Origin of the sequence: Oceaniferula flava, from assembly GCF_016811075.1 — a bacterium.
Lineage (GTDB): Bacteria > Verrucomicrobiota > Verrucomicrobiia > Verrucomicrobiales > Akkermansiaceae > Oceaniferula > Oceaniferula flava.
Genome location: NZ_JAFBGL010000008.1, coordinates 116,539 through 130,339, shown reverse-complemented (window position 1 = coordinate 130,339; position 13,801 = coordinate 116,539). Strand labels below are relative to the sequence as shown.

The 13,801-nt window shown below is 55.4% G+C and carries 12 protein-coding genes; 10 read left to right on the top strand and 2 right to left on the bottom strand.

Annotation, left to right across the window (positions count from 1 at the left end; all coding sequences use genetic code 11):
- Positions 1-89 precede the first annotated feature (89 nt).
- From JO972_RS12670 to JO972_RS12625, 10 genes are all read left to right on the top strand, one after another.
- Positions 90-1,025 carry a bifunctional riboflavin kinase/FAD synthetase gene (locus tag JO972_RS12670; protein ID WP_309490430.1) on the top strand — a complete coding sequence of 312 codons (936 nt, stop codon included), beginning with the start codon at positions 90-92 and terminating at the stop codon, positions 1,023-1,025.
- An 81-nt stretch (positions 1,026-1,106) separates the two neighbouring features.
- Complete coding sequence (locus JO972_RS12665; RefSeq protein WP_309490429.1) at positions 1,107-2,093, top strand: malate dehydrogenase; 987 nt, start codon at positions 1,107-1,109, stop codon at positions 2,091-2,093.
- Between the two features lie 49 nt (positions 2,094-2,142).
- Positions 2,143-2,724 carry an OmpH/Skp family outer membrane protein gene (locus tag JO972_RS12660; RefSeq protein ID WP_309490428.1) on the top strand — a complete coding sequence of 194 codons (582 nt, stop codon included), beginning with the start codon at positions 2,143-2,145 and terminating at the stop codon, positions 2,722-2,724.
- A gap of 12 nt (positions 2,725-2,736) precedes the next feature.
- Entirely contained in the window at positions 2,737-3,792 is a 1,056-nt protein-coding gene (gene lpxD, locus JO972_RS12655) for a UDP-3-O-(3-hydroxymyristoyl)glucosamine N-acyltransferase (protein WP_309490427.1), read from the top strand.
- A gap of 81 nt (positions 3,793-3,873) precedes the next feature.
- On the top strand, positions 3,874-4,293 hold the full coding sequence (locus JO972_RS12650) for a DUF6941 family protein (RefSeq protein ID WP_309490426.1): 420 nt from the start codon (positions 3,874-3,876) through the stop codon (positions 4,291-4,293).
- Between the two features lie 6 nt (positions 4,294-4,299).
- Positions 4,300-5,124 (top strand): SDR family NAD(P)-dependent oxidoreductase, encoded by an 825-nt coding sequence (locus tag JO972_RS12645; RefSeq protein WP_309490425.1) that lies wholly within the window; start codon positions 4,300-4,302, stop codon positions 5,122-5,124.
- A 12-nt stretch (positions 5,125-5,136) separates the two neighbouring features.
- A complete protein-coding gene (locus tag JO972_RS12640) occupies positions 5,137-5,733 on the top strand; it encodes a trimeric intracellular cation channel family protein (RefSeq protein WP_309490424.1) in 597 nt (198 codons plus the stop codon).
- A gap of 55 nt (positions 5,734-5,788) precedes the next feature.
- Positions 5,789-6,718: a hypothetical protein gene (locus tag JO972_RS12635; protein ID WP_309490423.1), complete on the top strand. Its 930-nt coding sequence runs from the start codon at positions 5,789-5,791 to the stop codon at positions 6,716-6,718.
- Between the two features lie 263 nt (positions 6,719-6,981).
- Positions 6,982-8,694: a sulfite reductase subunit alpha gene (locus JO972_RS12630; RefSeq protein ID WP_309490422.1), complete on the top strand. Its 1,713-nt coding sequence runs from the start codon at positions 6,982-6,984 to the stop codon at positions 8,692-8,694.
- 361 nt (positions 8,695-9,055) lie between these two features.
- Positions 9,056-9,457: a hypothetical protein gene (locus JO972_RS12625; RefSeq protein WP_309490421.1), complete on the top strand. Its 402-nt coding sequence runs from the start codon at positions 9,056-9,058 to the stop codon at positions 9,455-9,457.
- A gap of 112 nt (positions 9,458-9,569) precedes the next feature.
- On the opposite strand, the gene JO972_RS12620 is transcribed toward JO972_RS12625, so the two are convergent.
- Both JO972_RS12620 and JO972_RS12615 read right to left on the bottom strand, forming a co-directional pair.
- The gene (locus JO972_RS12620; protein ID WP_309490420.1) at positions 9,570-11,573 is read right to left on the bottom strand and encodes an alpha amylase C-terminal domain-containing protein; all 2,004 of its coding nucleotides are present in this window, start codon (positions 11,571-11,573) and stop codon (positions 9,570-9,572) included.
- Between the two features lie 66 nt (positions 11,574-11,639).
- On the bottom strand, positions 11,640-13,793 hold the full coding sequence (locus JO972_RS12615; RefSeq protein WP_309490419.1) for a protein-disulfide reductase DsbD family protein: 2,154 nt from the start codon (positions 13,791-13,793) through the stop codon (positions 11,640-11,642).
- Positions 13,794-13,801 lie beyond the last annotated feature (8 nt).

Here is a 13,801-nt window from a genome sequence, read left to right as displayed (position 1 = left end):
CGGGTAGTGGGTGTTTTTTTATCTTTCCATCGCGGGCGCGAGGCGCGATGACTGCGGCGGACGCCACTGGGTGTTGCCACGATTCAATTATGAAAATCATCAGCAGTTTGAACGATTTGAGCTCGATCTCAGGGCCACTGCATCTGGCTCTGGGGGTTTTTGATGGAGTGCACATTGGCCATCAGGCGGTGATTGCATCGGTGGTGCAGGCGGCCAAGGCGGATCAGGGCGTGGCGGGGGTGTTAACCTTCGATCCCCATCCGATCCGGGTGCTCGCTCCGCAGGTGGCACCGCAGCGGATTTTGGCTTCACTGACGCATAAAAAGGAGCTGTTAGCCGAGCTGGGCGTGGAGCTGATGGTCGTCATTCCCTTCACTGTGGACTTCGCCACCGTGCCTGCTGAAGATTTTTTAAATGAACTGCAACAGAGCTGTCAGAATCTGCGAACCTTGGCGATGGGGCAGGATTGGAAATTTGGCCACCAGCGCGGTGGCGATGTCGATTTACTTCAGCGTTTTGGCGAGCAGCATTCGATTGATGTCGAGGCGATGGGTGCGGTGATGTTAGATGGTGAACGTGTCAGCAGCACCCGTATTCGCCAGGCGCTTCGTGATGGGAACCTAAGCGCTGCTGCGGCAATGTTAGGGCGTGAATACACCGTGCTGGGCACAGTGGTGGAGGGGCGGAAGCTGGGTCGGCAGTTAGGCTTTCCCACCGCCAACCTGCGCGCTCACAACGAACAGCTTCCTTCGGATGGTGTTTGGGCAGTGGATGTCACTCTGGAAAGTGGTGCGGTGCACCGTGGAGCAGGGAACTTGGGCGTGCGACCCACTGTTGAACATGGCGAGGCTCGCAGGATGTTAGAAATTCATTTGCTCGACTTCTCCGGTGATTTATACGGTCAGGATGTCGAGGTGCGTTTTGTCCGCCACGTTCGGCCGGAAATGAAATTTGGATCTCTGGACGAGCTGCAGGAGCAAATCCAAAAAGACGTGCAAATCTGCCGCGATGCTTGCAATGATTGAATTCATCCGCATCGTTGATCATATCCATTTGACCTCGGCGTCATGCTGTGGCTAGTGGATGGCGACTAATTATTTTTTATCATGAACCCACCTATTACAGTTTCCATCACAGGGGCCGCCGGACAGATCGGCTACGCACTTCTTTTTCGTATCGCATCCGGAGCCATGTTCGGCCCGGATCAGCCGGTGAACCTCCGCTTGATCGAAATCGAACCTGGAATGAAGGCCTTGCAGGGGGTGATCATGGAACTCGACGACTGCGCTTTTCCACTGCTCAACGATATTGTTGCCACCAGTGATCTCGACGAAGGATTCAAGGGCGCGAACTGGGCTTTGCTAGTGGGTTCCGTGCCGCGTAAAGCAGGTATGGAACGCGCTGACCTGCTCAATATCAATGGTCAGATCTTCACAGGCCAAGGGAAGGCGATCGCTGCCAATGCCGCCGACGATGTGCGTGTGTTGGTGGTGGGGAATCCCTGCAACACCAATGCCCTGATCGCGATGAATAATGCCGAGGGTGTGCCGAACGATCGCTTCTTCGCCATGACCCGACTCGATGAAAATCGTGCCAAATCCCAGCTCGCAGCGAAGGCAGGTGTGCACAATCGTGATGTTTCTAACATGTGTATCTGGGGCAACCACTCGGCCACCCAGTATCCCGATTTCACCAATGCCAAGATCAATGGCCAACCTGTCAGCGAGGTGATCACCGATAGCGGCTGGCTCCAGGGTGAGTTTATCTCCACCGTGCAGCAGCGCGGGGCGGCGATCATTGCCGCTCGTGGTGCCTCGTCTGCGGCTTCGGCTGCCAATGGGGTGGTGGACACCGTGCGCAGCCTTACCACACCCACGGCTGCTGGCGATTGGACAAGCGTCGCTGTCTGCTCAGACGGATCCTATGGCATTGATGCCGGCTTGATCGCATCCATGCCGATCCGTGTGGACGCGGAAGGGCGTTGGGACATCGTGCCAGGTGTCGAGCTGGATGAATTTTCCCGTGCCAAAGTGGATGCATCGGTGCAAGAACTTCGGGATGAGCGCGAAGCGGTGGTCTCCTTGTTAGGCTAAATTTGTCGTTGCACATACACTCCACTCTTACTGACCTGAATTTCCCAACATGATGAACATCTCTACCCTCACATGCTTACTGGCCATGACGCTGCTGTCTGCCGTTTCCCAACTCCACGCCCAGCAGATGAAAGTGGCTTCGGTGGATGTGCGGAAGATCTTCGATCAGTGGGATTTCTCAAAAGAATCAGAGCAGGAAATCGAGGACGCTCGGATTGCTCTCGAAAGAGAAAGCAACGAACGCCTGGCGGTGATCAACGAGCTCAAGATGGAACGCAGCAAGATGCGCCAGCAGTATCAGGCGAGTTCCGGGTCCTTCACTGCCGAGGACAAGGCGGCGATGGATCGTAAGTTCATGGCTCTGGGACGTGACGCCTTTGCTTTGGAGCAAGACCGGAACGATTTCATCGCCAAAGCCAAGCGATCACTGGACCGAGAAGTCACCGCCACTTCCAAGTTGATTCTCGATCAGATTACGGAAGCGGTGCAAGCTTATGCAGAGAAGGAAGAGTATGACATGGTGATTGAAACTGGCGGTCATACCACGCGCAATGTGCCGTTCTTCGTGCACTTGGAAGGGGCTGAGGATATCACGGATATCATCATCGAACAGCTGAATGCCAAGGAATAGACATACGGATTCATGATAAAATTAAATTTGGACGAAATCGTCTCACTCACCGGCGGGCGTTTGCTCCGCGCCGGTCAGGCCGAAGAGATCACCGGCGTGGCTTCGCTCGACGAGGCTGGCAGCACGGATGTTTCTTTTTTAGGCAATGAAAAATACTACCAAGACTTTCTTCAGACGGCAGCCGGCGTGGTGTTAATCCCGCCTGCGGTGCCTGAGAATCCCGACGGTCAAACCACTTCCGCATTGATCGAAGTGGAAAATCCCTCCGTTGCGTTCGGTCTGGTGGTGAAGAAGTTCGTGTCCGCTCAGCGGAAGTTTCAACCCGGAGTGCATCCGTCGGCCATCGTCGCCGAGGGGGTGCAGTTTGACCCTGAGAAGGTATCGATCCAGGCCGGTGTGATTATCGAGTCCGGCGTTCGCATCGGAGCAGGCACAGAAATTGGTGCCGGCTCGGTGATCTGTCACGATGTCTCGATCGGTGAAAATTGCCTGCTGCACGCCAACGTAACTGTGCGAGAACGTTGCATTTTACAAAACGAAGTCGTGCTTCAGCCCGGCGCGGTGATCGGCTCGGACGGCTACGGCTACGCGCTGGTGGACGGTCGGCATGAAACCATCGATCAGGTGGGCATCGTGCTGTTGGAAGATCGTGTGGAGGTTGGAGCTAACAGCACCATCGATCGCGCAAGGTTCGGTAAAACTGTGGTCGGCGAGGGTTCCAAGATTGATAATCTGGTCCAAATCGGTCACAATGTCCGCATTGGCAAGCATTGCCTAATCGTCGCGCAGAGTGGATTGGCTGGCAGCACCCACCTTGGCGATTACGTTACCATGGCGGCCCAGACAGGTGCGGTGGGGCATTTGAAAATCCACGATCGTGCCGTTCTTTCCGCCCGTGCGGTTGCGTCCAAAGATATGAAAGGCGACACGGTATACATGGGGATGCCGGGGCGCCCGATTCAAGAGGAACAGAAGAAAAAAGCAGCTGTGGCACGCTTGCCGAAGCTCATTAGTCAGGTGAAAGAGCTGCAGAAACGTGTGGATGCGCTTGATTCCTCAGAGTCCTAACGCATTTCCTCTCTTTTCTGGGTGGACTCGCAGGTCATTTAGGTGCAAACAAGGCGCGCCTTATGATAAGGCATAATTATTATGGATATTCAAATTGCTACCCTCTGTGACTTTGCCGCTGATTATAACGGTAAAATGGTGCTTTCCGGCACCTTCGACACTCTCGCTGCCCAGGCTCTCCCTGTGGTTCACCCTCAGTGCTGCCTTGCACTGCGTCTCTGCATCACTCCAGAAGACAACGGTCAGCACAAGTTCTCGGTCAACATCATCGACAGTGACGGCAACTCACTGGATGACAAAATGCCTATCGATGCCGACATGCCTGTCGAGCTTCCTGACAACGTGCCTTTCATGACCCGCAACCTGGTGCTCAACCTTCAGGGTCTCAAGTTCCAAGACGCTGGTTTTTACTCCATCGATATCAGCATCGATGACGAGCTGATCCAACGTCTGCCACTGCGCATCGTCAAGGTGGACAAAGAACAGCAACAACCAGCCTAACTTCCGGTGAACGCATTCACCCGACACCCATCCGGTCAGAAATATCGCTGCGCTCTGGTGACAGGCGCATCGTCTGGCCTCGGCGCGGAATTTGCCCGTCAGCTCGCTCCGGCGTGTGACGCCATGATCCTAGTCGCCCGTCGTGGTGAATTGCTGGAAAACCTGGCCACTGAGCTCGGCGTGTCTTCACCTGAAACCGAAGTCCACTGCCTGACAGCGGACCTCACCCAGGCTGAAGAATGCGCAGGGCTGATGACCAGGTGCCAATCGATGTCACTCATGCCAGACCTGTTGGTAAACAACGCTGGCATGGGAGATTACGGTAGTTTTGAAGGTGCGGAATGGTCCAAACTGGATGCGATGTTGCAGGTCAACGTCACCGCACTGACGCATCTCAGCCACGGTTTCCTTCCGGCGATGATCGCCTCGGGCCGGGGAGCGATTATCAATGTGAGTTCGCTCGCCAGCACCCTGCCGATCCCTGATTTTGCTGTTTACGCTGCGACCAAAGCTTACGTCAGCAGCTTTTCCGAGGCACTTCGCCTCGAGTTGAGAGAGCATCAGATCCCGGTGCTCGCGGTTTGCCCCGGACCGGTGCATACCAATTTTGGAAAAGTGGCGATGCGCGATGTTCAACGCGCCAGTCTTCCCTCACGCGATGGATTTTACGTCGAAGCCGAGCAGGTGGTGCGGGATTCCATCCACGCGCTGCACACCGATCGTGCGCGTGTTTATCCCGGCTGGAAAGTGGCACTGCTCGCTGCCGGGATTTCTTTATTGCCGATGGTCCTGCTGCGACCGCTGGTAGTGAGTCGGCGCGGTAAGCTTTAGGCTCAGCCGGTCATGCTCTACTATTGGGACATCATAGGCACGTTCTTCTTCTGTGTCTCGGGTGCCTTGGCCGGACGTCAGAACGGGATGGATTTTCTCGGCACCTTTGTGCTGGCTCTGGTCACGGGCACTGGCGGTGGAATTCTGCGCGCCGTTTTGATGGGCACGGTGCCACCACATGTTTTTGTCGATCCGGCCTATGTCTCCACCGCCGTTGTGGCGACTCCCTGCGCCACCTTATTTCCCGCCTTTTGGCAGAAGTTCAGTCGTGAGGTTTCCGTCTTGGACGCCCTCGGCCTGGGAATCTTTGTCTGTATTGGCACGGATGTGGCCATTCAGCATGGCCTCAGCTGGTGGGCTTCGGCAGGAATGGGGGTGATTACCGCTACCTTCGGCGGGGTCATGCGCGATGTCTTGCGCAATGAGGTTCCTCTGATTTTCCGCAAGGAGATCTATGCCACCGCGGCACTTGCCGGAGCTTTGATTTTGCTAGCGTTTCACGCACTGGCTGTGCCGAACGCTGTCAGTATCCCTGTGGCGGTGGCGATCACAGCCGGCGTGCGCTTGCTGGCGATTCGCTACGCGGTGAATCAATCTGCCTCATCATAATCGACACAGCTTTTGCATTGCGCCAGCGGTGACGATTGCTCAGGGTGGCGATGCTATGAAATTAAAACCATCCTTGGCTCTGATCGCGCTAGGGGGCTTTTGCGCCCTGACCTCCTGCAAAGAGAGTTCCAGCAGCGCCAATGAGGCCTCCGGTGAACAGGATACGCAAGCGATGGAGGTCGATCCCATGACCGCCGAGCATGTGCTGTTTAATCCAGCCAAGCTCGTGATGCCCGCTGGCACCGTGATCGTGGATACCGAATCGATGAGCATGAAGGATTGCCAACTCACGGTGGCGGTTCAGGGGCAGAAAATTCAGGGCATGATGACGCGCACGGGGATGAAGCAGCGCACCGCCACGTTTGATAGCGCGGATCAGATCACGGTGGTCGTCAATCAAAGCACATCCAAGACCTCCACGGTTATGAATGGGCAATCGCAGGTTCAGCCGCAGGAAACCGCCCCTCTGCACGGGCAAACGGTGATCCTGACAAAGACAGGTGACAGCTGGTCCGGCGCCTTGCAATCCGGCGAAGCCACCGAAAAGCAACTCAAGGCGATCGAGAACATGGCCACCGCCCTCAATGGCGACGGTGACTCGCGCCATATTTACGGAACCAGCCCCAGAAAAGTAGGGGACAGCTGGGAGGTTGATACCGCCAAGCTAACCTTTCTGTCGCGTGTAGAGGGTAAGACGGAGGGAACATTCACCGTCAGCTTTGACGATATTGAAATGTATCAAGGTTATCAATGTGCGCTGCTCACCGCCAAGGTGGATGTCACGACGCCGATGGGAGAGGGGGATATGAAAGTGCATCTGAAAGGTGACTTCACCATCCGCCGCTCGCTCGAACATCTGGTGGATCTGGATAACCAAATGACTGGCAGCATGACCATGAGCGGCAGCATCAATCAGGGGCCGGGAACCATGAAAGTCGAAGGACCGATGACGGTGAGCCAGGCATCTGAGCTCAGTTTTCCCTAAATCCATGCCGGCGATGGCTCGGTTTTTGCTGATTTTACTAAAATTCTGTAAATCGGCCGTCACGCATGGACTAACACTAGCGAATGACGTATTTAGCAGAGAAAACAACGTCATCTAGATCATAGCAGAGAAAACAACGTCATCTAGATCAAAACAATCTTGTAAACAGCTACCTCAGGGCGTATTTCCCTTTCGCCGGGCAGAATTCCGGCGGAGAAATGCGCGCTCTTTCCTCCCCTCAGCGCCCTATCTGATAATTTTACATGAACATCGACCTTACATTACCCGATGACGCACCGTTCACTGACGAGCAACGCCAGTGGCTGAATGACTTCCTTGCCCAGAAACTCGCCGATGCCCAGCCTGCCCAGGGTCGGAAAATTACCATTCTCTGGGGTTCCCAGACGGGTAATTCCGAGGTGTTGGCCAAGAAAACTGGCAAGGCGCTCGCCAAGGTGGGCTTCACGCCGAATATCGTCGATATGGCGGAATATGATCACGCCCAGCTCGCATCCGAAGAGCATCTGCTGATCATTACCAGCACCTATGGCGACGGTGACCCACCAGACAATGCCATGGATTTTCACGCTTGGCTGCTCAGCGACGAGGCGCCGAAGTTGGAAAACTTGAAATATTCCGTGCTCGCTCTGGGCGATACCGATTACCCGGATTTCTGCATCTGCGGGATCGAATTCGACCAGCGTCTGGCTGCTCTCGGCGCGGAGAAAATTCACGACCGGATCGACTGCGATGTCGACTATGATGACAATTTCGCACTTTGGCGTTCAGGCATCCTGGCCGCACTCGGCACGGAATCCGTGGCCACCGAAAGTGTCGAGGACGAAGGTCCTCAGGGCTTTGGCAAAAAGAACCCCTTCCCATCGGAAATTCTTAAGAACTACAATCTCAACGGTGAGGGCTCTTCGAAACAGACTCAGCACATCGAGCTCAGCCTCGATGGTTCTGAGCTGCAATACGAGGCCGGCGACGCCCTCGGCGTCATGCCTCTCAACCCACCGGCACTGGTGGATGAAATTCTCGCTGCTCTGCCATTCAATACCAAGGAAGAGGTGCCGCTGCCCGGTGGTGGTGAAGCCCCATTGCGGGACGCCCTCATTGCGCACTACGATATTCGCAAGCTGACCAAGGCTTTCTTGGTGGCCTGGCAGAAACGCAGTGGTTCTCCCATGCTTCGTGCGATCATTGAGTCGGACGATAAAGTCGCCATCGATGACTTCATCTGGGGCAGGGAACTGGTGGATCTGGTTCTCGATCACCCGGCTGACTTCGAAGACGGTGAGGACTTTGTTTCCGTGCTGAAAAAACTGCAGCCTCGCCTTTATTCTATCGCCTCCAGCCCTAAGGCTCACCCTGGCGAAGTGCATCTCACCGTGGCCATCGTGCGCTACCACAGCCATTACCGCGACCGCGGCGGTGTCTGCTCCACCTTCTTGTCGGATCGTTCCGAGGGACTGAAACCCGGAGTCTTCGTTCACACCAACAAAGCCTTCCGCTTGCCTGAAAACACCGACACTGATGTCATCATGGTTGGCCCCGGAACCGGCATTGCGCCATTCCGCGCATTCTTGGAAGAACGTCAGGCAACTGAGGCCAAGGGCCGCAATTGGTTGTTCTTCGGCGACCAGCACGTCAGCTGTGACTTCCTTTACGAAGAAGAACTCAAAGGGATGCAGGAAAACGGCACCTTGACCCGACTGGATACCGCGTTCTCACGTGACCAGAAGGAAAAAATCTACGTGCAGAACCGCATGCTGGAAAATGGTGCGGAACTGTGGCAGTGGCTCGAAAACGGCGCAAGCTTCTACGTCTGTGGTGACGCATCTCGCATGGCCAAGGATGTCGATGCCGCTCTCACCAAGATCGCCCAAGATCACGGCGGCATGAGCGAGCTGCAAGCGGTCGATTACATCAAGGACCTCCGCAAAGAGAAACGCTACTGCCGCGACGTCTATTAAGGGCGCTCGCTGTTCATTACAATTCATTCAAAAGCCCCGCCGTTTTCGGTCGGGGCTTTTTTTGATCCAGGTCCTCAGACGATGAGTCGAGGCAGCTTGTCTGGTGAATCCTAGTAGGCTTCATCGGTCAGCTTGAGTCTCGTTGCTTGGTGTTGTTGGGCGCGGCGCGGAGTTGGATGGTTTGTGATGGCTGAGAGCCTAAATTGAGCGCTAGAACATGAAGCCCGCTAGGCGATACTATTTGGTTTTGGTAGCGGGTTCACTAGTATTTTTATGCGTAAGTTTGGTATTAACTGACTTGTTGTGAGTGTGTTGAGGGTTTTATCATTGTGACTCAATGAGCCAGCATTCGTTGATGCTCATGCATGATATAAGCCCGACCTTGGGAGAGCGTTTTCAAAGTGACAAGAGGAGTATTTTGGAGATTGAGTTCGAGCTGTTCCCCGATAGACAAGGGGGCATGACTACCCAGGAAATTCAACAATACGTCGACGCTGCCATCACAGCTAACTTCGAAAATTTCACTTCAGAATCAGATGAAATGATGACCAGCGAAGGGGGCGACGGTCGATTCCTCGGAAAAGTCTACGCCACTCGCTACGCCGGGTTGCCGGTCGCGAGCTATATTTTCCTCGCGATTGGGGAGACCGAAAAGAAGGTGCAAATCGTCAAACTCGGAAACATCGAATGCTTGCAGCCCGGTGAGTCCGATTTGGACATGCTGCTTGAAAAAGAGCTGGGGGTTAAAAAATCCGAGTCTTGATCGAGCCCAGTCCGTCACCGAGTCATGGAGTTGATCAAACAGCGCAATCACGCTGATGATCCGTTTTTCGACTCCCTGCATCTCGGTGATTACGGCCACCTAGCTTGATGTCCTAAATGCGCTCGAGGGCGATGCAGGTGCGGCTCGGAATGTAGATGCTGAGCTGGTGGTGCTCGTTGACAGTGTAAGTCGCGGATGGGTCGAGTCGGCAATGTCCACCGTGCTCCTCGGAATCGCTGTCCAGCACCAACCGGTATTGATCGCCGGGTTTGACATTGCCGGGCATGGAGATGTGGTAATCGGGAAACGATTGCTGTGGGTTCAAATTGAACACGAAGATGATGTTGCCTCGTTCAGCCGCCAGCACCTGGTCGGCATTGTGCACGCTGAGCATTTGCGCCGGATTGCACGCCAACAGGTGATGTTTCTTGGTCAGGTGAATCATGGTGCTATCGAAAGCATTCAAGTGCTGATAGCGGAGCTCGGGGTTGTCCACCAGCGACCATTGTCGGCGGCAGTAGTGGGAGGACCAGTCGTTGCCTTCGCGGGGGAAATCGAGCCACTCGGGGTGACCAAATTCGTTGCCCATGAAATTCAGCCATCCCTCACCACCTGAGACCAAGGTGAAGAGTCGGATGATTTTATGCAATGCGATGCCGCGCTCGATCACCGGGTGCTCGTCATCGATATTCATGTGCCAATACATCTCCTTGTCCATCAGGCGGAAGGCGATGGTTTTGTCGCCCACCAGTGCCTGGTCGTGGCTTTCCGCGTAGGCGATGTTGGCTTCTCCGAAACGACGGTTGCTCATGACATTCCAGATTTCCTCCGGTGCCCAATCTTCGTCCTGCTTGTGTTTGAGTAGCTTGATCCAGTAATCGGGGATGCCCATGGCCAGTCGATGGGTGAAGCCGATGCCTCCCTCGGAGGTGGGTCGACACAAGCCCGGCATGCCGGACATGTCCTCCGCCACCACGATGCAACCCGGCTTGAGTTGATTGATCAGGGTGGTGGCCATACCGAGATAGAGGATGGCGTCCTCGTCCGGTCCGTCGGTGAAATACTTGTCGTAGTGGTCGAAGGCGACGCTGCCGTGATGGTGATAGAGCATGGAGGTCACGCCATCGAAGCGGAATCCATCGAAGCGGAATTCATCGATCCAAAACAGCGTGTTCGAGAGCAAAAATTGGCGAACCTCGTCCTTGCCGTAGTCGAAGCACTTGCTGTCCCACTGAGGTTGATCGCCACGTTCACCGGAGTGAAAATACTGGTGGTCGGTGCCGTCGAATTCGTTCAGTCCCTCGGCGATGTTTTTCACCGCATGAGAGTGCACGATATCGAGCAAAACCGCGATGTTCATACCGTGGGCTTGGTCGATGAGGTATTTCAAATCCTCGGGGGTGCCAAAGCGTGAGCAGGCGGCAAAGAAGGAAGAGACGTGGTAACCGAAGGAACCGTAGTAGGGGTGCTCCTGCACCGCCATTAGCTGGATGGTGTTGTAGCCGAGCGCACAGATACGCGGCAGCACCTCATCGGCGAACTCGCGGTAGCTGTGGATGCGCGGCTCTTCTCCGGACATGCCGACGTGGCACTCGTAGATCAGTGGGCAGTCGATGGTGGAGGGATCGAAATCATTCTGCCAGACGTAGGCTTCCTCGGGCTGCCAAACTTGTCCGGAGTAATCTTTGCTGGTTTCATCCTGCACCGCGCGCTGGATGCAGGCGGGGATGCGATCGCGTGCGGAATCATCCGCGCCCACGATGTGAAGTTTAACCAGGTCCTTGTGCTTGAGTGTCTCTCCGGGAAGGTGCGTTTCCCAAACTCCCTGAGCACCTAACACCAGCGGGTGGCTTTGTTTGTTCCACTGGTTGAACTCGCCAACCAGGGAAACGGACTTCGCTCCCGGAGCCCACTCGCGCACCGACCAGGTATCGTCGTGAACGCGGTAGTGGATTCCGACGTATTGATGCGCCGAGGCGTAGGTTGCCAGATTGCCGTAGCGCTTTTCAATCTCCTGCAGGTGGTCCTGCAGGCGAGTCATGCGCCAGTGAATGTGGTCGGTGTAGGGCTCTAACCAAGGGTCGTTTTTAACAAGCAGGGGAATATTTTCGCTCACTTCGACATACTAACCATGAATGCTGGGGCAAGGCACGGAAATTGTCGTAAGGATGACATGCCTGACTTACTCAGCTTTCTGCAGGTTTTCAGAGATCAGCTCCTTCATGTAGCTGGCACTGAGCACTTCCGGAGTGATGATTGGCTCATCTTTCCCCGGCACGTAGAGCACATTCACAGGGATGGCGGTGCGGCCTAACTTCTGCAGAGCTTTCTCAATCTCAGGGTTGGGATTGGTTTTGTCTCCCTTGAGAGCGACGATGCCGTATTCCTTGAACATGGCGGCCACTTCCTCGGGGTAAGCGCGCTTCTTATTGACCTGGCAGGTGACACACCACTGGGCGGTGAAGTCGATGAAGACTGGAGTGCCTTCTGCGATGAGCTGCTCCTCTTTCTCCTCAGACCAGGCTTGCCATTCGATGGTGGACTTCTCTGGAGGCAGGCATGAGAGGGTGCCGCCAACGACAAAGAACAGAGCGAGCAGTTTGGCGATGATGCGGGTGCGGGCAGGTTTGAAAGGCATATTCCAGCGACCGTAGATCCAGACGCCGACGGCGATGGAGCTGAGGCCTAAGATCAAGTTCAGCATGAAGGGCAGGCCTGTCTGACCAACGTAGACCCAGAGCAGGTAACCGGCGGTGGCAAAGAGCAGGAAGGACATGCCTTGCTTGAAGCTTTCCATCCACGGTCCGGGGCGGGGCAGTTTTTCCACCAGCTGAGGGAACATCGAGAGCACCAGGTAAGGCAGCGCCAGGCCCACCGCCATGGCGGTGAAGGCGAGCATGAACTGGAAGCTTGGCAGGGCAAAGGCGGTGCCGATGGCTGCGCCGAGGAACGGGGCTGAGCAGGGGGTGGCGACCACGGTGGCCAGCACGCCGCTGAAGAAGGATCCGGAGAGACCTTTTTTATTCTGCAGCTCGCCGCCTACGCCAGTGGCTTTGGTGCCGATTTCGAAGACGCCAAACATGTTGAGCGCCATGATGAACATCAACAGCAAGAGCACCACCACCACGTAGGGGTCCTGCAGTTGGTAACCCCAACCGACTTCCTTACCGGAGCCGGACAGGGCGGCATTTCTCAAGCTCAAGAGCAGACCGCTGAGGGCCCAGAAGGAAATCAGCACCCCGGCGGTGAAGGTCAGACCGTGCATCACGATCTTGCTTTTCTCTTCGCCAGCTTGTTGGGCAAAGCCCATGATTTTCAACCCAATAACGGGGAACACACAAGGCATCAGGTTCAGGATCAAACCACCGAGAAGCATGCCTCCCATGACACCTAACAGTTTTCCGGCAGAAGCCGATTCAAGTGTTTTTCCAGCGCCTGCAGCGGCGTCGGCACCGAATTCTGCGTCGATGGCAAAGCTTTGTGCGCCATCGTTGATCGATAAAATACCGGTGAGCTTGTCCAGTTCCGGTCCGGGATCGACATTGAAATCGTTCCCCTTGAAACGCCCGACCGTTAACAGGTAGGAGTCGCCGTCTTGAGTGAGCTTCTGCTCGGCTTGGGCATCAGCCTGACCGTCGCGATCGAAGAGATACACCTCGCCTTCTTTAAGTGTGATTGATGACGGTGGAGTGAAACGCAGGGTGATGGTCTCACCATTATCGGAGGCGGAAAATGCCCACTCGTCCGATGTTTGCGGAGCGTGCTTGGCAATGGCCGTGAAGTCGCTAGCTGCAGCGGCGTTAGCTACTGCTTCGGCAGCGGTGTTGACGCTGGTGGAGTAATCGCCGTATTCACCCTCGTTGGGTTCATCGACGCAGCTGTCATCGTCGCAAATCTGCCACCGGGCCTTGAGTTTGAGTTCGATGGTTTTGCCTGTTTCCAGGTCGGCGGGTGGCGTGATGGTGACTGGGAAATAGCTGGTGCCTGAGTAGCCGTAGGTGTTCATCCCAAACATCTTGGCGATGTGTGGTGTCTGCCATTCGATGTCACCGGCTTTAAAACCTTCCGGAAGGTCCCACTTCAGGTCCATGTGTTTACCGATCAGACCCGGGTTGATGTAATAAGCATGCCAACCCTCGGCGATATCCAACTTGAGCGCCACCGTGAAAGGTTCGCCGGGAGCGATGCTGCTGTGGCTGGAAAGCAGGGAAACGGTCGATTGCTGCTGACCGCCACCACCCATACCTCCTTCCTCGGCAAGGGGATCAAACTGGGCGTGAAGAATCGAGAGGGACGCGAGGGCTGTGGCGAGGAAATAGAAGAGGTGACGTTTCATGTCGGATG

Bases quoted from the DNA above. Each gene is read 5' to 3' on its own strand.
- JO972_RS12625 (WP_309490421.1), top strand. From the start codon at position 9,056: ATGCATGATATAAGCCCGACCTTGGGAGAGCGTTTTCAAAGTGACAAG.
- JO972_RS12615 (WP_309490419.1), bottom strand. From the start codon at position 13,793: ATGAAACGTCACCTCTTCTATTTCCTCGCCACAGCCCTCGCGTCCCTC.
- JO972_RS12660 (WP_309490428.1), top strand. From the start codon at position 2,143: ATGATGAACATCTCTACCCTCACATGCTTACTGGCCATGACGCTGCTG.
- lpxD (WP_309490427.1), top strand. From the start codon at position 2,737: ATGATAAAATTAAATTTGGACGAAATCGTCTCACTCACCGGCGGGCGT.
- JO972_RS12630 (WP_309490422.1), top strand. From the start codon at position 6,982: ATGAACATCGACCTTACATTACCCGATGACGCACCGTTCACTGACGAG.
- JO972_RS12635 (WP_309490423.1), top strand. From the start codon at position 5,789: ATGAAATTAAAACCATCCTTGGCTCTGATCGCGCTAGGGGGCTTTTGC.
- JO972_RS12650 (WP_309490426.1), top strand. From the start codon at position 3,874: ATGGATATTCAAATTGCTACCCTCTGTGACTTTGCCGCTGATTATAAC.
- JO972_RS12640 (WP_309490424.1), top strand. From the start codon at position 5,137: ATGCTCTACTATTGGGACATCATAGGCACGTTCTTCTTCTGTGTCTCG.
- JO972_RS12665 (WP_309490429.1), top strand. From the start codon at position 1,107: ATGAACCCACCTATTACAGTTTCCATCACAGGGGCCGCCGGACAGATC.
- JO972_RS12670 (WP_309490430.1), top strand. From the start codon at position 90: ATGAAAATCATCAGCAGTTTGAACGATTTGAGCTCGATCTCAGGGCCA.